A 20,812-nucleotide genomic window follows, 5' to 3' on the forward strand; every position below is an offset into this window, starting at 1 on the left:
TTTCAAATTATTTAAAACGCTTTCTTTCAACAAAGTTAATATAGTATAATGAAAGTGTAATAACAATAAATCACTCGAATTATGACGTGATTTTCAAAAAAGGAAAATATTTTCAGGGTGATATAATAAATGACCAAAATCTTCCAAATTGACCGGTTATTCCCTAATAATCATTTGCGTCCCCAAGATATTAAAGTGATTGAATCAATTATTGACTCAATTACCGCAAACGACAATTTAGATATTCGCTTTATAGCTAAGAAAAACTATCTTTCTACTGCTTCAATCAGCAGATTGGTCAAGCGGGCAGGTTTTGCCAATTTTAAAGAATTTATCTTTTTTCTTTCTTCTCGTTATAAAAATCAGCCGTTAAAAACTTATGGCAACCTGCCGTATGTCCACTGTAATGTAGGTAATGAAGTAGTTGCCGACTTTTTTCAGAAAATCAAGCTGGAAAAAAGAACCTATTTATTTGGTGAGGGCTTTTGCAAAATTCTGGTTAATTACACTTACCGCAAGCTCTTACTCAAAAGAATTTATGGTGTCGATCTTGATGGCGTTGAAATTTCAATTGCGTCAGACCAATTGCCCCACACTTTGATTACATTCTCGCAATCAGGAGAAAATAAAAATGGTTTAATCAAAATTGCAGGTTGTAAAAAAGATGGAGGCAATATCATTACCATCACTGCTACACCGCACAGCACTTATGCCAACATTGGCGACCTTGCCTTTGTCGTAGACAGTGGCAGCGGCGTGCCTGATCCTGAAAATACCAACCTCAACTATTTTTACGGCAATACTATTAACTTAATTGAAAATATTGTTAACCAGTATTTATAACAAAATAAAAAAATTCCTAACAACAAATCTGTTAGGAATTTTTACTTATATAATTATTTTTCTTTTAACCTTGACTATTATTTTTATGACTTTAGCTAAATTTTCTTTAGTTTTGAACTAATTGTTCCAGAGATTGTCTGCAGTTGGACTGGTAAAATCTTTATTTTGCAAACTACTACTCGTTGAATCAACCGCAAGTGTCTTATTTGGCTGCCAGCGATTGACAAAATAAATTTGGTTATCCTTAGTAATCTTTTGCCATTGCGCGCTCCAATGAGTAGCTGGTACCTTGCCATGTTCTACATAGTCCTTCATATCTTCAATATGGAGTAATTCTTTGGTAGCAACATTTTGAATTAAGAAGTATCGGCCCTTTGGCACTAATTGCCAAGTCGAATATTCTGTTGGCTCAGAGGTAACCTGCACTGCAGCAGAATTAGGATCTAAAGTGACATACTTCTTGCTGGCAGAATTTTGCAGTGTTGTCTTTGGCAGATCATAGCCGCCGTTCTTCTTGTAAACTCTGAAGTAGTCGATTGACCATGATTTAGGGAAGATATCATTCCCCTTACCAGAACCGGCATCAGTATAAATATTCAAGATCGTACCCATTGGGTAATCTGGTGCCTGATTAATTTGCTTATACAATTTGCCATCATAGTAGAACTTTAATGACCCCGGTTCCCAATCAAGACCATAGGTGTGGTATTCCTTTGTTGGGTTTCCTTCTGGAACAGGATCTTCAAATAGTTCCCATTGGTTTTCAAAGAACGGATCGTTCCAACCAAAAGCCGCAATTCGCCAAGTGTTTTGTCTTCTAAAGAAAGTTTCCAAAACATCAATTTCGGCTGTTTGCTTGGAATTAAACCAGTCATTAGTATCATCTTGCATACCAACCATCCACCAAGCTTGGTGACCACCGCCACCAACATCGGAAAGTTTGGCACGAATTTCAAAGTAACCATATTTTGTGACATAACCCTGCCACTCTTTTTGGTTGCTTAAGATCTGATTATTACCACTGAAATTATGAATCCAATTCTTATTAAATGACATAATCGCACTTGATTTGACCGTACCATCCAAAGTTGGTGACCAAGGTTTCTGATCTTTAGCAATATATTCTATCAACTTGCCATCTTCAAAGCGATAGTTTGCCTTCGCAGTTTCTGGATCAGCAGTCCAATGAGGTAAATAATAATCAGTCCACTTTGACTTATCTAAAGTTGGACCGTTAAATTCATCATCAAAATCAAGTGTATATCCCGGTTTAGCTGGTGCTTCATCAGCAGCCTTGACTGCCTGTGCACTCCCCAAGCCGAGCAACACGCCTGCTCCGATTGTTAACAATCTAGACCATCGTTTTTTCATTACTTACAACTCCTTCCATATAAAATATCATTACTTATTTGTAAGCTCTTTCACGCTAGAATATAGCATTTTTTATTTTCAGTCACAACTAAAAGCACTCAAATTTAGTATTATTTTTTTAAAGCTTGAAGTTAGTAATAGCATTAAAAAAGCTGGTAAATCATGCCTTTAAAGCATTGACTTACCAACTTTTTGAAATAATATTTGAATATATAATTAACTGATTACTTAAATTTTAATTATTAAAGAGCAGCTTTAATTGCTTGATTGACAGCATCCTTTTCAGCATTAATTACGTCAACCTTGGACTCGATATTCTTGGTATCCATTCTGATCTCACGCCCAAGACCCGGCTGATCAACCTTTGGCTCAAAGAATTCTTTGAATTCTTCCAATCTCTTTTCAGTATGGAAAATGTTTGAAGCCACAGTAATATAAGTGGTAAATTCCATATCACCACCGACTGTTTTCTCGAGCCATGACCATTGGTCTCGTAACCAGTCCCAAGCAAATTGTTCGCCTTTTGGATTAGCTAAGACATTCGCAAACCAAGAGCGCAAATCTTGAGGCTTAACAACTGCAGCATTCTCAAAATTCTCAATAAGTTTCTTGATTTCAGCGGGATTCTTGGTGTTGGTAATAGCATCAGTAAGATCGTCCTTATAGTTAGGATCGATGGCAGCTTGATATTCTTTCAGCAAACGGTCAACTAGACCCGCTTTATTATAGTTTTTAACTTCATTCATTAAAACATACGGTCTAACTGAAGCATCAATTTCGTTTAAGTTTTGATCGTGCTCAACAAAAATTTGGTGACCAGCTTTTATCACAGCAGAATTATCGGCATACAAAGCTAAGGCTATTTCTAGTGGTCGAATTCTCTTATCATCATCTGTATCAGAATCTTTTGCTTGCCAACCTAAACGTTCAACTTGCTTTTGGGCTAATTTATTAACAAACGCCTTCAAATCTTTTTCTTGAGCTGAATCAGGTGTAACAAATTTAAATAATGAACGGATACTAGATAACAAGGCACTAATGACAATGTATGATTTGGAATCCGCAAATTTCGGCAGCAACGGGACAATTTCAGCGTATGAAATTTGCTTGCCTTCTGCTAAAAGTCCTAAATCTTGCAATAATTGCAATTGATCTACCGGTTTAAGCTGCTTAAATTCAGCCATAATATCGTTCATCAAGGTTTCATCATAATTGACAATGAAGTGTGAACTATTGCCTACGTTTACACGCAAAGCGTGACCAGCTGCACTGCGTAATTCTTGGTAATCTCCCAGATCCAGTTCTTGTTCAGACATAATCTGCGGTGCCTCAAAGTTTGCGTTCAAAGGAATAGCCCACTTGCGCCCAACTTCTTTACCTTCACCGACGAAGAACTGCTTTTGGCTCAAAATTAAGTGACCAGTTGAGTTTACTTTAGCGGAAACAACAGGGTAACCCGGTTGGTCAAGCCAAGTATGCATGATCTTACCAATATCTAAATCGGTGGCAGTCGAAAGAGCATTCCATAAGTCGTCACCCGTAGCGTTGCCATATTGGTGCTGCTCAAAGTAATATTTAAGTCCCTTACGCAAAGCATCATCTCCTAAGAGTGCCCGTACCATAACCAACATTCTTGAACCTTTAGCGTAAACAATTGCACTATCAAAAATCGAATCAATATCAGCTGGATGCTCTACATTAACGTGAACGGATTGGACACCATCAGTGGCATCACGCTTTAAAGCTGCTGGCACCTCAGAAATTTGGTAAAGATTATCCCAAACATGCCAGCTTGGCTCCAAAGCATCAACTGAAACATATTCCATCATGTTGGCAAAACTTTCATTAAGCCATAAGTCATCCCACCACTTCATGGTAACTAAGTCGCCAAACCATTGGTGCGCTAATTCATGAGTGATAACCGTTGCCACATACGCCTTTTGATAAGGAGTAGCATTATCAGGATCAAGCAAAATTGCGACTTCACGGTATGTGACTAAGCCCCAGTTTTCCATTGCTCCGGCAGAAAAGTCAGGCAGCGCCAATTGCCAAGAATGTGGCAGCGGGTACTTGGTTTGGTAAAATTCTTCGTAAAATTCAATTGCCCCTTTTGCGATATCCAAAGCAAAGTCTAATTCCTTAGCTTGATGTGCTTTAGTCGCAAAAACTCCCACTTGAACGCCGTCTTTGGTTTCGGTAAGCTTTGATTGTAATTCACCGAAAGCAAAGGCAATCAAGTAGCTGGACATTCTAACGGTTTGCTCGAAGTAGTGCACACCAGCTTCAACTTTAACTTCTGGCATATTAGCAATTGTAGTTTCACCTTCATGCTCATCATACTTAAGTGCTAAAGAAAAAGTGGCCTTGGCTTCTGGCTCATCAACACATGGGAAAGCCTGACGTGCAGCTGTTGTTTCAAATTGAGTACCGATAATCTGTTTTTGAACACCATCAACTTGATAGTAAGACGGATAAATTCCCATCATAGAATCAGTCAGCGGTGCCGAATACTTAATCTCAACTGTGACTTTGCCGGTTTGACCCAGTTCAATAGCAATTGCTTCTTTGTCCTCATTGACAGTGAACGGCACATCCTTGCCTGCACTGGTAACAGAAGCAATTTTCATATACTTCTGATTAATTAAAATAGTATTTTCGAGTGCCTCACCTGTAATTGTTGAAGTACCATTAATACTTTTCTGTGCCCGATTAATGTCTATGAACAAGTCATAGTGTTCAGGGTGAAAAGTTTCATAAAAATGTTTAGCAGCCATATTTACCTCCTAAAATAATAGTTATTATCAATTTTAACAGACATATATGGAAATAACATTAAAATTTAATTGCAGCTAAGACTTGCTTTTCACATAATAATTACCATTACGGTACTTTCATGTAGTATACTGATAGAAAAAGATAGTATTTTACTCCCAGTTCGGTTAGGTGCCTTTCTGCCTGTGAAACAATTAATTTTTTATTATAAGGAGTGAAAAAATGAAAAAGAATAAACGCATAATCTTTGCGACAATGGCCGCGTTAAGTCTAGCCGCACCAATGACGGCAGTCTTCAACTTTGACAATGTTCAAACCGTTTCAGCCAATCACCAAGGAACCAAAGTTTGGCTACAATATGGTACCTTAAAGTACGCTTTAAAAGGACCATCTGGTAGAGTTTACCCTGCTGGTACTAAAGTGGTGCGTGAAATGGGTGCTGCTGATACGAAACCAAATATTTCATTTCCAGGTAGACCATTTAATTTAACATGGATGATTGGCGGTATTCCAAATAATCAGCGTTTGCAAGATGTTGGCGGTGGTGAAATTGCTGAAGCTTATGTTAACTATGAAGACTGGCATGAAATTGACTATCCATCAGATTATACCGTATTAGTACAAAATACCGAAGATTACAATGATTTAAAATCTAGTGATTTTCACCCTGTAGATAATAGTAATCCTGATGTGCCAGTAGCAAATCTTGATGCGCTAAATGCTGCTTTTGATAAGTATTTAAGTGATATTAACTTTTCTAAATTATCTAAAGCAGATAACGATTGGGGAACTGATATGATTAAACGCTACCACGCAGCACATGGCATGGGTGCTACTCAAGCGAGTGTTGATGCTCTAACCAAAGAGATTAATGATGCTGTTGCTAACTACAAGAAGACTGGTCACCTCGTAAGTGGCAATTCAGATTCTGGCAATAACAGTAATTCTGGCTCATCTAATTCTTCTAACAGTAATGGCGGATCAACTAGTGGCAACACTAATTCATCTGGCTCATCTACTTCCAAGAAATCTAAGTCACGAGTAGTAAGATTGCGTAAAGCATCTTACCGCTATACTCACAAGGGTAAACGTGTATCTAAGAAACTGCTTAAGAAAGGCTCATATGTCAAGATTAACGGCAAGACCTACCGCATTAAGGGCAAGACCTTCTACCGTATTGGTAAAAACCGTTATATCCGCAAAGTGAACGTTGCTAAGAAATAAGCCATTAGAGCTTAAGGAGTGAAAAAATGAAGAAGAATAAACGCATAATCTTCGCGACAATTGCCGCGTTAAGTCTGGCTGCACCAATGACAGCAGTCTTCAACTTTGACAATGTTCAAACCGTTTCGGCCAACCACCAAGGAACTAAAATCTGGCTACAATATGGTACCTTAAAGTACGCTTTAAAGGGACCATCTGGCAGAGTTTATCCTGCTGGTACTAAAGTAGTGCGTGAAATGGGTGCTGCTGATACGAAACCAAATATTTCATTTCCAGGTAGACCATTTAATTTAACATGGGTAATTGGTGGTATTCCAAATAATCAACGTTTGCAAGACGTTGGTGGCGGGCAAATTGCCGAAGCTTATGTTAACTATGAAGATTGGCAAGAAATTGATTATCCATCAGCTGATACAGTAATAGTACAAAATACTACTGACTTCACTGACCTTGCATCTTCCGATTTTCATCCTGTAGATAATAACAATCCCGATGTACCTGTTGCAAATACTGATAAGCTCAATGCAGTTTATAATGAGTACGTATTTAATGTAAACTTTTCAAAATTAAATAGTGCTGATAATGCATGGGTTGCCAATATTAATAAGCGTGTAAGTGCTGCTGAAGGTATGGGGGTTCCACAGTCAACTGTTGATGCTCTTACTGATGAAATTACTAGTGCATATGCCAACTATAAGAAAACTGGTCACCTCGTAAGTGGCAATTCAGGTTCTAGCAACACCAGCAACTCCGCCAAGCCCAAATCTAAATCACGCAAAGTAAAATTACGTAAAGCCTCCTACCAATACACCCACAAAGGCAAGCGTGTTTCGAAGAAGAAACTCAAGAAAGGCACGATTGTCAAAATCAACGGCAAAGCTTACCGCATTAAAGGCAAAAAATACTACTGCATTGCTAAAAATCGCTATATTCGCGCCGTCAATGTTGTAAAAAAGTAAAATTTAAATAAAGCAGACTACTACTATAGTTAGGCTGCTTTTATTTTTCAATAGTGGCAAAATTATTAAATTTTTAAAAAATATTGTAAGAGTTGCGTGTTCTTTCTGTAACAACAATGACACATTGACTGTGTATTATTATCCATAGAATTAATATAGTTAATTGTGGGGATTGAAATATATTGAAGAACAGTAAAAGTTTAATACTTAAGTTAATTACAGCACTGGCGCTTTCATTTAGCTTTGTCACTGCGGTAGAAACAACTAACACCGGCTCGTGTACACAAACTGTACAAGCCGCTCGTAAGATGTCAAAAGCTGAACGTGCAGCTAAAAGATGGATTGCTATGCGTGAATCAGGCGGTAATTATTACGCACGCAACGGTGTTTGTTATGGCAAATATCAATTAAACATTGCTTACCTGAACGGTAATTATTCTAAGAAGAACCAAGAAAGAACCGCTGACAGATACGTTTACGGTCGTTATGGTTCATGGGTTAATGCCAAGAACTTCTGGCTAACACATCACTGGTATTAGAAGATACCTCTTTAATACAACTATCCCATTAAGAAAAGCAGCCTAACTAATTGTTAGGCTGCCTTTTTTATTAGTAAAAATCACTTGTTAAAATGTTCCGATGACCGTTTCAAAATGCTTGCTTTCTCCCGGAGCAAGCAAATTATTGCCCAATTTTTGATACCAATCTACTGGTTCTCCGGCTTTATCCGGCAATCCCGCAAATGACTCAATACAAACAAACGGTGCGTTTTTGCCTTCTGGACTCCATAAAGTTAAGTACGGAAAATCTTTAATATTAATCCGCAAAATATTGCTGTCAGGCTTGCGTTTTAGTAAGACTGAATTAGCGTTATGCACATCCAGAATGACCAAGCCCTGATCTAGGAAACTATGACCAAGCGGAATTTTATTAAAGATTGCCTCGGCTAACGGTGCAATCATGCCATTGCGAAAAGGTACTGGACCCACACCATATCTTGCAACAGGGGTAGCACTACCCTCAAGTTCTATACTGTATTCTTCCAGAAAACCTTTAATGTTCCAGCCCGGATGAAAGCCTAATGCAAACGGCATTATTGTTTGATTGGGATTTTCTACAGTGAAACTGATTTTCAAACCTGCACTAACCAGCTCATACATGACACGCAATACGTAAGCAAAAGGAAAAACCTTTTTAGTTTCAGGCGTCGCATGTTGCACCAGTTCTACCTTAGTAGAACCATACCGCTTAACTTCGTCGAACCGGTAGTCACGAGCAAAGCCGTGTTGTTTCATCTTATAAAATTTATTGTTCAGTAGGTATTTGCCCTCATTTGACCGACCAATAGCAGGAAAAAGAATTGGTGCATGGCGTTTCCAAATTGAGCCGTCTGGATCATTCCAAACTAAGTCATAATTGACATCTTTAAGCACAAAATGTGTTAATTCTGCTCCAACCTCGTTTATTTCTGCTTGATATTTGTCATTTTCAATCTTGATCAATTTATTACTGCACCTTCTTAATCAACTTGTAAATGTTTAGTAACACTGGCAGATATTTCTTGAGCTGTAGTTGCTGCCAAAAAATCTTGGGCGAATGCATCATTCACAAATAAGTTCATGAGCGCTGCTAAAACATCAACCTGCTTGCGGCCGTCTTTAATGCCTAGAATAAAGACATCTTTAACCTTAATCTTTTCTCTGTCAGCCATCTGTTCCACCACAATTGGTTTAGCCAAGCGCAAAATATAAATGAACGGTGCATTGACGTTTTCGGGATCGGCATGCGGAATTGCAATATTAAAGTTTTTAGTCATTAAGCCGGTGGGAAATTCTTTTTCTCTCTTGGTCAAAGCCGCCGCATATCCCGGCTTTACCAAACCTTTTGCTAATAACTTTTTAGCCGCATAAGCAAACAAATCGGGTTCATTGTCTACCTCAATGTTTATATCTATCAAATCAGTTTTAAAAATATCCTGCAAACTCATTGGTCAACTCTCTTTTCACTTTTAAGAAAGCTTTTTATAAACAAAGCTCTCTTTGGCAATTTTGGCATTCCATTCCAGCCTTTCCGCCATATCATAGGCTTTTTCAAGGGTTGGTCCCGTTACTAAGATGCCGTGACGATTAAGTAAATATGCCTTAGTCGCTTGTTGATCAGCGCGTACTTGTGCCCGCACAGTGTTAGCAAGATCCATTGTCATCGCCTGATGATACTTAAAACACTTAATAGTCCCAATCTTCTGGGTTGCCTCAGTTAAGTTAGGCATATCAATCCCCAGCGTTGAAAAAGTCATTGATTCAAGAGCATGAGCGTGGACAACAGCACCTATTTCCGGATTTTCTTCATAACAAGCCAGATGCATATTAACTTCACGTGTAACTTTGCCGTCGCCTTCAATGACGTTTGCGTCTTTATCTAAAACCAGAATTTGATCAGGACGCAAATCACAGTGAAAATCTTCTGCCATCAATCTGGGCGTCATAATATAGTGATTTTCATCAACCTTCACACTGACGTTTCCACCAGCGGAATTAGTTACTTTGCGTTCATACATGTTTTTGACAAATTTAACCAGTTTTTCACGTTCACTTTGGTATAGCATAATTTTTTATTTTTCTCCTTAGCTTATTTTGTACATTACTTTGATTGCGCCGGCATTTTTATCACTTAATACTGCAAACGGCTTATCTTGATCTGTTAGTGAATAGACTCCCGTAATCAGTTTTTGCGTGCTGATCCTGCCTGATGAAAGGTAAGCAATAGCAGCTTGCCATTCGTACCCGGGAAACGGTGCAGAAAATGACAGCCACGAACCAGTAATCTCCAACTCCTTGCGCAAAATCTGTTCAAATTCCTGATATTGAAACGTTGTGGGCTTAGTCGTCTTACCGATAAAAACCACTTGGGCATGTTTAGCGGCATACTTCAATGCTTGAACTTGAGTAATAGGGTTACCCGCAGTTTCAAAAACCGCATCAAATAATTTACGCTTTGACAAATATTGGTCTAAATTGACCTTGGCTGAATTGATGACAACATCTGCACCACATTCTTGAGCGACCTTTAAACTGGCATCTTTAATGTCAACCACCGTAATTTTCCCTGCACCTCTTGCTTTAAGTGCCATCACGGTCAATAAGCCGACGGAGCCCACGCCTAAGACCAGAACGTTTGCCCCCGCTTTAAAATGGACCCGCTCAATTCCATGAATAGCTACCGTAAGTGGTTCAATAGTTGCTGCTTCAGTTAAAGAAATATTGTCGGGTAAGACCAGACAGTTTTGTGCCGGCACCGCCACGTATTCAGCTAATGCCCCCGGAACGCTTGAACCAATAAAAGTATAATTGGTACACATTGATGGTAAGCCTGCTTGGCATTCAGCACATTTGCCACAGGGAATAAGTGGTGCCACGCTAACCCGATCTCCGATGCTTAAACCGGTAACCGCCCTGCCCAATTTGGCTACAGTTCCTGAAAATTCATGACCGGGTATCTGGGGAAAATGATGCACCTTGCCTTCATAGTAACGTGGCAAGTCTGAACCACAAATTCCTGCATACGCTACATGAATCAGTACTTGGTCATTTTCAATTTCTGGAACGGGAATATCCTGTAATTCCATTTTATTTTTGGCAGTAATTACTAATGCTTTCATTACTTAGTTTTTGCTCCTAGTTCTAAATCTTGTATCTCTATCTTTGCATTTGCTAATTGCTTTGGCGTTACCTCTGGGAACCAGTTTTCCACATTACTAGTTGAAAAAGCTAACGCTTCCCGCAGTATTGTCGTTTCTTCTTCTTTTCGTGCCAATCCGTGCATGAACCGCCCTAAGAAAAAGTCACCACTGGCATTAGGGTTTTTAACTTCTACCGGTCGTGAATAACCATAAAGGTATTTGTGCCCAATTCTGCCAATCGCTCCTTTGCCTCCCAGAGTAATAATAAAATTGCTAATTGCGGGATCAACATCAGACTGAAGAAGATGAAGGTAGTCCTGAATTGTTTCTAATTTCTTCTGCGGAAAAATATCAAGAATTTCCTCATTGTTGATCTTAATCATGTAAGGAGCTAATTTATACGCCTGCCTGAGCGGCGCCCCACTGGTATCAATTACCATTCTGGCTTTAACACCGTGCTGCTGCAGCTGTTCATCCACATCACTGATATAGGTTTCAGGCATTCCCTGCATTAAAGAGCCGGAAAAAACGATATAGTCACCATTTTTAACACTATCCAGCAATGTATTAGTAAAACTGTTAAATAAGCGTCGGTTAAGTTTAAAACCATATTCTTGTGACAAAATCAGCGATCTGTCACTTTCATCAACTAATATGTGACATAGTCTAGTATTAGTATCAACGGCTGTTCTGACTATGGGGTAATGATAATAATCAGCCAGCTGAATAAAGTGCTCACCGTATTTACCACCCAGAATTGTATGAATTTTAAAATCAACATCGTGGTCAAAACTCAGTGCATAAGCCACATTAAAGCCCTTGCCTCCCGGCACTTCTTTCATTTTTAATGGGCGGTTAGGCTTATCCCGTACAATTTTTTCAAAAAGTAAAGTCCGGTCAATTGCCGGATTAGGGCAAATTAAATGAATCATAATTTGTTACCACCTCAGCTACAAAATTCCTGCTAACAACTTAAGCAGGTAATATGTTATCCATGAATACCACTGTGTACCGATTGCCAGAGAAGTAATCTGCGTTATCCCAGACGGAACGTGATAGCCGATTGAAGAAGCTAAATTAGTCAAAAGCGGTGCAGCAAAGCTCGACATGTAAAGCGTAATGCTACAAATAAATAAGGAAATGATGATGCCGCGGAACAAATTGCCTTTTGAAGGCACAATGGCAAAAATAACGTAAAACGGTAAGGCAGTTAGATCGGCAAGTGGCATTGCCTTATTGCCCGGCAGGATAAAAGCTAAAATCATTGTGATCGGAACCATGATTAACCCCAACGTTAAGACGTACGGGTTGCCAATTCCTAAAGCTGCATCCATCCCGATGTAGAGCTTTTTACCGTTAAATCTTTTTTGCATAAATTCCTGCGCTGCTTCGGAAATAGTTGATAGTCCGTCCATTAAAATGGCAACCATGCGCGGAATTAAGACTAAACTGGCTGAAATTGCTACTGCTGTAGTCAATATTTTGGCAACAGACATTCTCGCAACTGCCGCCATAGCACCACCGATAATTAAGCCCATCATCATTGGTTCACCGAAAATACCTAAGTGTTGTTGTAATTTTTCCGGCGTCCAGCTAATTTTCTTCACGCCCGGTATCTGATCGAGCAGCCAATTTAAGGGATAGCCTATCACCGCCCAGTTCGTAGTTTGCAATCCTGGAAACGAAACTCCTTCCAGACCTAGATTTTCTTCCACATCCTTTTGCGTATAATCAGCCAGTTTAAATATGATTGCCATGTTAATCACGGCGCTTAATACTGCTATAAACATATTTTTAGTGGTTAAATAAAGCGCACTGGCTGTAAACAACGGCTGCCAATAATTCCAGATATCAATATCCATAGTCTTGGTCCAGTTGAGTGCAATCATAATGATATTAGTCAAAATGATTGCTAAGAAAACAAACGGTACTACCGGAGTTCCCCATGCAATTGATGAAGCCACTGGCCAACCAGTATCAGTTGCTGTCAGATGAAAGTGATACTGTTTCACGAGAGCTTTGACTACTGGCGAAATTGAATTCATCATCATTGCCGACATCACGTTGATACCGACAAAGCCAATTCCAACAGTCAATCCTGCTTTAAAAGCCACCCCAATCTTTTTGCCAAAAATGAGACCTAGTATGGTAATTATTATTGGCATCATGACACTAACACCTAAATTTACGATATATTGGAAAAAATTGAGAATTAGTTCCATAATGTATTGCCCTCCGTTTAGCCTTCGAGTATTTCTTTGATTTTAGCGACTGTTTTTTCTTTGCCGATACCTGTTAAAAGTGATTGCCCCAAAACTACGGGGACATCACCAATATCAGCGGAAATCATTGTCGAAGACACTATCAAATCTGGCCTTCTACTAGCTACTTTTGCTGGTATATCAGCGACAGTACACTGGACTATCTCAAAGGGAATTTTCAAGTCCGATACAATATCAGTTACTTTCTTGTTTAAAATTGTTGATGTGGCTATCCCTGTACCACAACAAACATATAATAATTTCTTTTTCATAATTGTTCTCCCAGTATTTAATTGACCAAAAGCTAACCCCTTAGAGTTTTCGATAGATAGCAGTTAATAAATCATATTCAGACTGGTAACTATTCTTTTTGTTAAAAAACAAAACATCATAACTACCGCTTGAGGAGCTAAGTGTTTGTACCCAAAGCTCATTTCTAGTTGGTACTAGCAACCAAAAACTCATTGCCATTTTATGCTTAAGCCATAACTCATAAATTTGCCCAAGAGCCAAATCTCGATTCTTTAATACAACTTTTTCAATCTCCTTAGGAACATAAAAAAGATAAATAATGTGAGCATACATTAGTAAAAAGCCGTAAATTAGGAAGCCAATTGCATAAAATATTCGATTTGTTGAAATATTATGGATGATTCCTTTGCCCAGATTGCCCAAAAAAAGATCATTAAGCGCCTTTACAAAATTTATCAATTTACTTTTCCTTTCATTAACGTTAATTTTTCTATATAATTTTTTTAGAAACCGATTTCAAAATTAATTGTAATGACACTATTTTTCATAAGCAATACGTTTCACGTATTATGATTTTTGTTCACTTTTTTTGATTATTTTGTTCATACTTAGTCATCAAAATTAGTAAATTAGTTGTGAATGGAGGATAAATTTTGTATAAAGATAGTAGATTGCAACAAATTATGAATATTCTTAATTCGGTTGGAAAAATTAAAACGTCAGAACTAGCCACTAAAATTTATGTTAGTCAGTCAACCCTGCGGCGGGACTTGGTCTTACTGGAAAAGCAAAACATGATTAGCAGGAAGTTTGGCTATGTCAGCTTATTAGGCAAGGCAAACTTAGAGTTTCCTTATTCCGTGCGTGAACAAGAGAATGTTAAGGGCAAGAAATACATTTGTGAAAAAGCAGCTTCTTTTATTACCAACAATATGGCTGTATTTTTGGATTCAAGTTCTACCACCAGCTTTATTCCAGACTACTTATTTAGAAAGAATAAGCTGGTGTTTATTACCAACGGGCTGCTGCATGCCTATAAATTGAGTAAATTAGAAAATGTGACGTTATATACTTTGGGCGGGCATAACCCCAGAAGTTTCGGAGGAACCGTTGGCAGTGACACGATTGCTCAAATCAATAATTACAATACCAATTTGGCAATTGTTTCTTTTGGCAGCCTGCTAAACGACAGTGTTTATATCACTGACAAGGAGCAGGCCAACTTTCGTTTGGCAATGATTGCCAATGCCAAGGAAAGTTTGCTCCTAATGGATAGCAGCAAGTTTGAACAAAGCGACTTTATTAAAGCAAGTACTTTAAAGATTTTTAAGGCGATCATCTCTGACAAGAAACCGCCTAAAGATACGATCAAGTATTGCAATAAGCATGATATTGAACTTATCTGGTAAATTGCCAATAAAAATAAGCCTTGAAAGATTTAGGTCCTTCAAGACTTATTTTTTCTTTTACCACTCAGTTTTTGCCGGCAAGTATATTTTTAATTAGCGCATACCGCTTATCCCAGTTATTAATGATTAAATTATCGCATTCTTGGTTTAATAAAAAATTGAGCAAATCTGCTTTATCAGGTCGATCTAAAAACAAATATTTTTGCGGAACAACAATTTGGGGTAAAACTGCTCGCAGCTGCTCAAGCGTAATTTTTTTAACAGCACTAGATTTTAAAATCGGAATAATGCAACCATCATCTTTAGGCATAAAATAGTCATAAATTTCAGCATAATCATCATTTTGAATTTCCTGACCAATTTGCGCTAAATTAGCAGCATTATTGCGAATTAGCGGGGCACACTTAATAAATAATTGAATGCCGCCAGCACTGCCAGTAGTATAGACAAAGGCTTGAAAACTATCTTTGAAAAAACTTTTGCGGTATTCAATTATTTTTTGACCAGTTAAAATTTCTTTTACATACTCTTGATGTAGAGATATTAGTAAAGTGGGTAAAAATGGATCATAAACTTCATCTTTTATTTTACTCATTGGCAAAATTCCTTTTCAGCATTTCTTATTATTTCACTACTATGTTCATCATAAATATCTTTATTTAAACAAGCAACTTTATCTAAAAAAGTAATTAGAATAAGCTCGCTCCCTAATTTTGGGCGCAAAAAAAGCGGGTTATACTTCAACTATTGAAGTACAGCCCGCTTTTTCCTAATCAGCTACGCTCTGTGTCTTAACAAATGAGCCTTTGCGGGTTCACCTTTTAACCAAGTCGCAAAGAACGCATAGCCGAAGACCATCAACGCAACTACAGCTGCCAAAATAATCATATTATTATTGTTCAGCGTAATTGTCTGTTCCTCATCTAGCAGATTCTTTGACTCATTAACTTGGTTGCATAATCCAAAGAATAACATGATTAGACTGCTTAGAGTTAGTAAGCCATTAACTGCCGTTAAAATTTTCATCTTCGTTAACTTCAAAAAATCATGTCCTTTCTTTCGATTTAAATACCAGCATTATATACCCTTTAAAAATAAATGCAACCCCTTTGCTTAAAATAATTTAAATTTTTTGTTTCTAATATGAATATTATTAGAATTTTATAATTAAATCTTCTAAATCCGAACAAAAAAGAAGTACAAAACTCGTACTCCTTTTTATTGCCATTCACTTGTTAACCATTCTTGCGCTAGTTCAAACCAATGCGCCGCGTGCGGATTTTCCTGCCATTCTCTGCCTTTAACCACCATGTCTTTACGTGCCAAAGAAAAGCCGTGACCACCACGATTGAAAATATGAACTTCACACGGCACTTTCTTTTCTTGTAAGGCCTCGATATACTCAAACGTATTAGTTACAAGAACAATGGGGTCATCCCAAGCATGAAAAATAAAAGTTGCCGGCGTATTCGCAGTTACACCTAAAGAACTGTCCTTAATAAATTCATCTGCGGGAACTTTATCTTGTTCATCTGCCGGAATATCAAAACCGATCTTGGTCAAATTAATTAAAGGATAGCCCAAAATAGTTTTATTAGGCAGAACTTCTTCACTCTTAAAGCCAAATTCTTGCTGGTATTTGGCAGAATTAGCCATACTGTTGGCAAAACTGGTAACATGGCCACCAGCAGAAAAGCCGACCGTCACAATTTTTTCAGGGTCAATCTGGTATTCTTTTGCATGTTCACGAAAATACTTAACAGTGGTCAAGACATCAAGACCAGCATCAGGATAAATGTCGCCTTCATCTTGCACCAAGTTATATTCCATTACCACGCTGTTAAAACCGCAATTGTTAAAAGCCAATGCAACCGGCTCGCCTTCTCTTTTTGACAAATGGTCAAAACTACCACCGGGTATTACTATTGCGAGGGGATGCTTGGAAGTCACCAATTCGCCAATTGATCCCAAAGTATATGTATGCAGCTGGAATTTGCGCTGGTTAAAGTTAGTTAACGTTAGATCATTTACTTTCATCTTTTTGCCCCACTTTTATCATATTCTTCGCCAAAAATGTTGTTGTTAATGGTACTGTTAATAATACACCAATTAAAGAATACATTATAATCAAAGCTTCATTGACAAACATCTTTTCATTTAATACTTCACCCAAAGTGTAATTCAAACGTATGTACCACAAAAATAACGAAAGAAAGCTGCCGAACATCCCAAACAAAATGGTATTCATCGCCGTTCCCAATACGTCATTACCAATTTTAGCACCACTGGCCTTGAGCTCCTCATACGATATTTGCGGATTATGCTTTTTGATTTCGAGCAAACCGGAGCTCATCGCAACGGCAGATTCAGCTACAGCACCAAGTGTGGAAAAGATAGCAACTGCTACTGCAATTAAAGGGTAACTCAATCCCGGCATTTGCGATAAGCCCACCAGAATTTCGCCCGCTTCAGGACCAAGACCGGCAGCTTGTGCCAGCCACTCAAAGCCTAAGATAATTATGCTAACTGCCAGACACACAATTAGTGAGGAATAAAAAGAGTTTTTCGCAACTTGATAATCATGTGTTCCAAGAAAAATTATGGTTACCAGTTTTAGCGGCACAAAAATCAAAATCAGAAGTGGAATATTGATGCCCCAAGAAATCAAGATAGCTACTAAAATTAACAACAATGTGTTGATTAAAACGCTGAAAAAACTGCGAATTCCGGTTTCTCCACCAACAATTGTCATTAAAATTGCTAATACAATTAATAAAGCAGTTAACGTACTCATTTTTTATTCCCCGCTTTCCACTTTTTTTCTTCTAAAAATAGCAGGCTGCATCCAGTCGCGAAGACCACTGTCAAAACGATCCCAATCGCGGAAATGACGCTTTGGGTAACACCAAGAGAGAGCGTAAAACCGAAAGTGGAGCGCAAACTGTTGTTATCCCGTAAATAAATAATTGTCAGCGGCAGTTCCTCCGACATAAAAATTAATACCAACACGTTAATCAGTGGCCCCATGATTTCCTGACCCATTGTGCGCCCGCTGTGAACTAATTGCTTGGCAGTTAAGTCTGCCTTAGTCTGAACTAGTTCGTAAAGACTGGAAATGATATCGGTAGCCTCATCCATTACCGCTCCTAAAATACCTAATAAGGTTTGTGCTAAAAAGATGCCCCGCGGATCTTGGGTGGCATAATCTCCAGTTTCGTATTTAATTTCCGATTCCCCTGTCAGACGCATAATTAAATAGCATAGTGCAAAAGATACGAAGGTGCCTAGAATAGTCGCGAGCCAAGTTGCCAACATTTTGCGGTTAAAGCCCTGAACGACTAATAAGCTAAAGAAGGAAAAGACAATGTCGGCTAAGCCAAACAGCAAGACAATATAAGAGCCATTCAGCTTAATATCGAGCATGATCACGAGGTAGAAAATTACCCAGCTAAGTATCATTGAAGCTATCAAACTCAAAGATTTCTTACCTGAAACTGCCACCAATAGTGTAGACATCACAGTCATTGCTAAAACTAATACCCAATCCCGCTTAGGGTCTTGGATGATCGGCTCGCCATGTTTGATATTAACAAATAACCGCTGACCCGCACGGAACTTCTGGGTGACTAATTGTGACGGATAATACATATTGGTAGTTTTGTATGTCTGACCCTTAAATTTACCTGACAAGACCTTTAAATGAAGCACTTGCTTTCTGGTTTCATCTTTGTTGCCATAGACATCGGTGCTTTTTTCTTCTAAAGTATCCTTAATTTGACTATCGGTCACTACGGCTACATCATTTTTAGAATAATTAGCTGTCGCAAAGTAGGTGCAAGTGGTTAAAATTAAACCCACGACTGCAATTAATACCGCAAATAAGTAGCGCTTCTTAATTTTTTTCAATCAAAATCATTCCCATCAATTTATACTTACCTACTGTAACTTAAAAGCAGTCAATATAAATAAATTTTTAGTTAAATTTGCAAAATTTAACTATTATAAAAAAACGACTTTTGGTTAAAAGTCGTTTTCAATTATTACATATCTAAGAACCGTTGCCACCAATGTGTCTTTTCCGGTTCCACCTGCATATCTGCTAAAGTACGGTGAGCGTTGGCGTTCGCACTCTTTTCCGCATTTTCCTTTGCCTTAGCCAAGATTTCCTCATGCATCTGCTCACTTGACTTTCCTTCATCTTGCACTACTTGAGCCCGCTTTTCAGCCGCAGTTAATGGTTGGGTTGCCGGCATTTCTTGCACATCCGTGATAGGATCATCAGTCACAATTCCCGAAATATCCGGTAACACACTAAAATCTTCTGCAGCACCATTTGTTTTGACAGCAGGCTGTTCTAATTGCTCCTGCTTTTTGAGCAGCTCTTTATTCTGTTCTTCAATTTGGTTTAATTGCTTTTGCAGGTTGTTAAGAGCCGTATTTTGCTGGCCAATTGTTTGCTGCAAAGCGTTCAGCAATTTCACCATCTGGGAAGTGGACATTACTTCTTGTTTTTTGCCACTTTCCTTTTTCTTAATCCGTTCATTTTTGTCAGTAACTGCAAAAATTTGCTGTGCGGCTTCCTGCAAGGTTAAGCCGTTATCCTGAGCCAACTGGTGAAAATCTTCCAAATCACGCACATTTTGCTTACTGTATAAGCGGGCGTTTTGCTTAGTACGTGCATAATAATCGGGTTTACCAGTAATTTTCTCTACAATTAAAGAATATTTGCGTAAAGTAGCCACACTAATGTGCAATCTCTTAGCCGTTGCAGCCGGTGCGGTTAATTCTTCAAAATTATGCTTATCTTCACTCATCAGATATACTCCCTAGCACAATTAAATTAACCAATCTTATGTAACAAGTTTTTCTTATGGTTAAAACGCTCTTGAGCTTTTTCAATCAGGCGGGTAATTAACTCAGAATATGAAATACCTGCTTCTTCAAAAAGTTTAGGATACATACTTATATTGGTAAAGCCCGGTAATGCGTTCACTTCAGTTAAGATGATCTTATTATCGCTATCGCGCAGTGTGGAGTCAACACGGGCTAACCCACTGCATTCTGTGACTTGGTAAACCTTTAGGGCATTAGCTCTAACTTTAGCTACAATTTCTTGAGGTAATTTAGCAGGAATCTGCAAGGTAGTAGTGGAATCATCATCATATTTATTTTCATAGCTGTAGAAAGTACCAGCTGCATTAATAATTTGGCCGACACCGGAAACGATTGGTTGATCGTTACCTAAAACCGCAGTCTCAACTTCGGTACCGTGAATGGTTTCTTCAATTAAAACCTTATCATCATATCTAAAAGCATCGGCTAGAGCCTCAGCAAACTCCTCTTTGTTAGTAACATGATGAACCCCAACTGAAGAACCTTGATTTGACGGCTTAACAAAGAGGTCGCTACCAAGTTTAGCACTGACCTTGTCATAGTCCCGCTTGGCATTAGCAGCGTCTTCATATTCAAACCGCTTAATCGCGATCCAATCAGCTACAGGAACGCCGACGCGTTGTGCTAAAATCTTGGTAAATTCTTTATCCATTGTCACAGCCGAAGCTAACACATCATCACCGACAAAAGGCTTATTTAAAATGCGGAACAGCCCTTGCAAACAACCGTCTTCACCTAAATTGCCGTGTACAATCGGAAAGAAAACATCAATTTCCGGTAAATTTTTTAATTGAATTAAATTTGAAATGTTGGCAACTTCATGAGGATTTTCAATGGTATATTTAGGATTTTTTAAGACTTTAAAAGAGTCTTCTTCACTTGCTAAATAGCCGTCGTTAGTAATCCAAATTGGATGCACATCGAATTTATCTTGGTCGATGGCATTATAAATATTATGGCCAGACATAATTGATACTTCATATTCGGATGAATTACCACCAAAAATTAAACCAACTTGTGTTTTCTTAGTCATTATTTTTACCTCTTAGTCATTGTTTCTAACTTTTAATTATACGGCAAGAAAACCCGAAGAATTGTAAATTAGACAATTTTTTAGGAATATTTTTTATTATAAGCAAAAAGTCTTGC

Annotated in this window: 22 protein-coding genes; 5 read left to right on the plus strand and 17 right to left on the minus strand. The window is 38.2% G+C overall.

Annotated features, from left to right (window positions below; genetic code table 11):
- Positions 1–129 precede the first annotated feature (129 nt).
- Positions 130–843 carry a MurR/RpiR family transcriptional regulator gene (locus H3T47_RS00755; RefSeq protein WP_046326633.1) on the plus strand — a complete coding sequence of 238 codons (714 nt, stop codon included), beginning with the start codon at positions 130–132 and terminating at the stop codon, positions 841–843.
- A gap of 117 nt (positions 844–960) precedes the next feature.
- Here H3T47_RS00755 and H3T47_RS00760 read toward each other — a convergent pair whose 3' ends face one another.
- Both H3T47_RS00760 and H3T47_RS00765 read right to left on the minus strand, forming a co-directional pair.
- Complete coding sequence (locus tag H3T47_RS00760; protein ID WP_199282218.1) at positions 961–2,214, minus strand: glycoside hydrolase family 16 protein; 1,254 nt, start codon at positions 2,212–2,214, stop codon at positions 961–963.
- A gap of 242 nt (positions 2,215–2,456) precedes the next feature.
- The gene (locus H3T47_RS00765; RefSeq protein WP_199282219.1) at positions 2,457–4,988 is read right to left on the minus strand and encodes a M1 family metallopeptidase; all 2,532 of its coding nucleotides are present in this window, start codon (positions 4,986–4,988) and stop codon (positions 2,457–2,459) included.
- 220 nt (positions 4,989–5,208) lie between these two features.
- Between H3T47_RS00765 and H3T47_RS09235 the strand changes: the two genes are divergently transcribed.
- The 3 genes from H3T47_RS09235 (at position 5,209) to H3T47_RS00780 (ending at position 7,708) form a co-directional block, all read left to right on the plus strand.
- Positions 5,209–6,210 (plus strand): SLAP domain-containing protein, encoded by a 1,002-nt coding sequence (locus H3T47_RS09235; protein WP_233335796.1) that lies wholly within the window; start codon positions 5,209–5,211, stop codon positions 6,208–6,210.
- 26 nt (positions 6,211–6,236) lie between these two features.
- Positions 6,237–7,169: an SLAP domain-containing protein gene (locus H3T47_RS00775; protein WP_199282220.1), complete on the plus strand. Its 933-nt coding sequence runs from the start codon at positions 6,237–6,239 to the stop codon at positions 7,167–7,169.
- Between the two features lie 179 nt (positions 7,170–7,348).
- Complete coding sequence (locus tag H3T47_RS00780) at positions 7,349–7,708, plus strand: hypothetical protein (RefSeq protein ID WP_038520922.1); 360 nt, start codon at positions 7,349–7,351, stop codon at positions 7,706–7,708.
- A gap of 87 nt (positions 7,709–7,795) precedes the next feature.
- On the opposite strand, the gene H3T47_RS00785 is transcribed toward H3T47_RS00780, so the two are convergent.
- From H3T47_RS00785 to H3T47_RS00820, 8 genes are read right to left on the minus strand one after another with little or no spacing between them, the layout of a single operon-like run.
- Positions 7,796–8,671 carry an aldose 1-epimerase family protein gene (locus tag H3T47_RS00785; protein ID WP_199282221.1) on the minus strand — a complete coding sequence of 292 codons (876 nt, stop codon included), beginning with the start codon at positions 8,669–8,671 and terminating at the stop codon, positions 7,796–7,798.
- 17 nt (positions 8,672–8,688) lie between these two features.
- On the minus strand, positions 8,689–9,156 hold the full coding sequence (locus H3T47_RS00790) for a PTS sugar transporter subunit IIA (RefSeq protein WP_109917938.1): 468 nt from the start codon (positions 9,154–9,156) through the stop codon (positions 8,689–8,691).
- 21 nt (positions 9,157–9,177) lie between these two features.
- Positions 9,178–9,774 carry a class II aldolase/adducin family protein gene (locus H3T47_RS00795; RefSeq protein WP_038520915.1) on the minus strand — a complete coding sequence of 199 codons (597 nt, stop codon included), beginning with the start codon at positions 9,772–9,774 and terminating at the stop codon, positions 9,178–9,180.
- 18 nt (positions 9,775–9,792) lie between these two features.
- Positions 9,793–10,827: a galactitol-1-phosphate 5-dehydrogenase gene (locus H3T47_RS00800; RefSeq protein WP_199282222.1), complete on the minus strand. Its 1,035-nt coding sequence runs from the start codon at positions 10,825–10,827 to the stop codon at positions 9,793–9,795.
- Positions 10,827–11,780 (minus strand): 1-phosphofructokinase family hexose kinase, encoded by a 954-nt coding sequence (locus tag H3T47_RS00805; RefSeq protein ID WP_199282223.1) that lies wholly within the window; start codon positions 11,778–11,780, stop codon positions 10,827–10,829. Before H3T47_RS00805 ends, H3T47_RS00800 begins: the two co-directional genes overlap by 1 nt.
- A gap of 18 nt (positions 11,781–11,798) precedes the next feature.
- A complete protein-coding gene (locus H3T47_RS00810) occupies positions 11,799–13,070 on the minus strand; it encodes a PTS galactitol transporter subunit IIC (protein ID WP_046326625.1) in 1,272 nt (423 codons plus the stop codon).
- Positions 13,071–13,087: 17 nt separating this feature from the next.
- Positions 13,088–13,381, minus strand: coding sequence for a PTS galactitol transporter subunit IIB (locus H3T47_RS00815; RefSeq protein ID WP_046326624.1), 294 nt, complete (start codon positions 13,379–13,381; stop codon positions 13,088–13,090).
- Positions 13,382–13,421: 40 nt separating this feature from the next.
- Positions 13,422–13,820 (minus strand): hypothetical protein, encoded by a 399-nt coding sequence (locus tag H3T47_RS00820; RefSeq protein ID WP_038520900.1) that lies wholly within the window; start codon positions 13,818–13,820, stop codon positions 13,422–13,424.
- Positions 13,821–14,014: 194 nt separating this feature from the next.
- Here H3T47_RS00820 and H3T47_RS00825 point away from each other — a divergent pair, with 194 nt between their 5' ends.
- Entirely contained in the window at positions 14,015–14,770 is a 756-nt protein-coding gene (locus H3T47_RS00825; RefSeq protein WP_046326622.1) for a DeoR/GlpR family DNA-binding transcription regulator, read from the plus strand.
- A gap of 64 nt (positions 14,771–14,834) precedes the next feature.
- Here the strand turns inward: H3T47_RS00825 and H3T47_RS00830 are convergent, their stop codons facing one another.
- The 7 genes from H3T47_RS00830 to H3T47_RS00860 form a co-directional block, all read right to left on the minus strand.
- Positions 14,835–15,365, minus strand: coding sequence for a hypothetical protein (locus H3T47_RS00830; protein ID WP_038520894.1), 531 nt, complete (start codon positions 15,363–15,365; stop codon positions 14,835–14,837).
- Between the two features lie 182 nt (positions 15,366–15,547).
- Positions 15,548–15,796 (minus strand): hypothetical protein, encoded by a 249-nt coding sequence (locus H3T47_RS00835; protein ID WP_052727752.1) that lies wholly within the window; start codon positions 15,794–15,796, stop codon positions 15,548–15,550.
- 192 nt (positions 15,797–15,988) lie between these two features.
- Complete coding sequence (locus H3T47_RS00840; protein ID WP_199282224.1) at positions 15,989–16,807, minus strand: alpha/beta hydrolase; 819 nt, start codon at positions 16,805–16,807, stop codon at positions 15,989–15,991.
- A complete protein-coding gene (locus tag H3T47_RS00845) occupies positions 16,794–17,564 on the minus strand; it encodes a YibE/F family protein (protein ID WP_199282225.1) in 771 nt (256 codons plus the stop codon). Before H3T47_RS00845 ends, H3T47_RS00840 begins: the two co-directional genes overlap by 14 nt.
- Entirely contained in the window at positions 17,561–18,676 is a 1,116-nt protein-coding gene (locus H3T47_RS00850) for a YibE/F family protein (RefSeq protein WP_199282226.1), read from the minus strand. The genes H3T47_RS00845 and H3T47_RS00850 overlap by 4 nt, the downstream gene beginning before the upstream one ends.
- Positions 18,677–18,810: 134 nt before the next feature.
- On the minus strand, positions 18,811–19,584 hold the full coding sequence (locus tag H3T47_RS00855) for a transcriptional regulator (RefSeq protein ID WP_199282227.1): 774 nt from the start codon (positions 19,582–19,584) through the stop codon (positions 18,811–18,813).
- A 26-nt stretch (positions 19,585–19,610) separates the two neighbouring features.
- Positions 19,611–20,696, minus strand: coding sequence for a D-alanine--D-alanine ligase family protein (locus H3T47_RS00860; RefSeq protein ID WP_109917929.1), 1,086 nt, complete (start codon positions 20,694–20,696; stop codon positions 19,611–19,613).
- Positions 20,697–20,812 lie beyond the last annotated feature (116 nt).

This window comes from Lactobacillus sp. W8093 (genome assembly GCF_016100925.1).
Lineage (GTDB): Bacteria > Bacillota > Bacilli > Lactobacillales > Lactobacillaceae > Lactobacillus > Lactobacillus helsingborgensis.

Bases quoted from the DNA above. Each gene is read 5' to 3' on its own strand.
- H3T47_RS00830 (WP_038520894.1), bottom strand. From the start codon at position 15,365: ATGAGTAAAATAAAAGATGAAGTTTATGATCCATTTTTACCCACTTTA.
- H3T47_RS00790 (WP_109917938.1), bottom strand. From the start codon at position 9,156: ATGAGTTTGCAGGATATTTTTAAAACTGATTTGATAGATATAAACATT.
- H3T47_RS00855 (WP_199282227.1), bottom strand. From the start codon at position 19,584: ATGAGTGAAGATAAGCATAATTTTGAAGAATTAACCGCACCGGCTGCA.
- H3T47_RS00805 (WP_199282223.1), bottom strand. From the start codon at position 11,780: ATGATTCATTTAATTTGCCCTAATCCGGCAATTGACCGGACTTTACTT.
- H3T47_RS00810 (WP_046326625.1), bottom strand. From the start codon at position 13,070: ATGGAACTAATTCTCAATTTTTTCCAATATATCGTAAATTTAGGTGTT.
- H3T47_RS00755 (WP_046326633.1), top strand. From the start codon at position 130: ATGACCAAAATCTTCCAAATTGACCGGTTATTCCCTAATAATCATTTG.
- H3T47_RS00800 (WP_199282222.1), bottom strand. From the start codon at position 10,827: ATGAAAGCATTAGTAATTACTGCCAAAAATAAAATGGAATTACAGGAT.
- H3T47_RS00835 (WP_052727752.1), bottom strand. From the start codon at position 15,796: ATGAAAATTTTAACGGCAGTTAATGGCTTACTAACTCTAAGCAGTCTA.
- H3T47_RS00840 (WP_199282224.1), bottom strand. From the start codon at position 16,807: ATGAAAGTAAATGATCTAACGTTAACTAACTTTAACCAGCGCAAATTC.
- H3T47_RS00765 (WP_199282219.1), bottom strand. From the start codon at position 4,988: ATGGCTGCTAAACATTTTTATGAAACTTTTCACCCTGAACACTATGAC.
- H3T47_RS00860 (WP_109917929.1), bottom strand. From the start codon at position 20,696: ATGACTAAGAAAACACAAGTTGGTTTAATTTTTGGTGGTAATTCATCC.
- H3T47_RS00775 (WP_199282220.1), top strand. From the start codon at position 6,237: ATGAAGAAGAATAAACGCATAATCTTCGCGACAATTGCCGCGTTAAGT.
- H3T47_RS00845 (WP_199282225.1), bottom strand. From the start codon at position 17,564: ATGAGTACGTTAACTGCTTTATTAATTGTATTAGCAATTTTAATGACA.
- H3T47_RS09235 (WP_233335796.1), top strand. From the start codon at position 5,209: ATGAAAAAGAATAAACGCATAATCTTTGCGACAATGGCCGCGTTAAGT.
- H3T47_RS00795 (WP_038520915.1), bottom strand. From the start codon at position 9,774: ATGCTATACCAAAGTGAACGTGAAAAACTGGTTAAATTTGTCAAAAAC.
- H3T47_RS00760 (WP_199282218.1), bottom strand. From the start codon at position 2,214: ATGAAAAAACGATGGTCTAGATTGTTAACAATCGGAGCAGGCGTGTTG.
- H3T47_RS00815 (WP_046326624.1), bottom strand. From the start codon at position 13,381: ATGAAAAAGAAATTATTATATGTTTGTTGTGGTACAGGGATAGCCACA.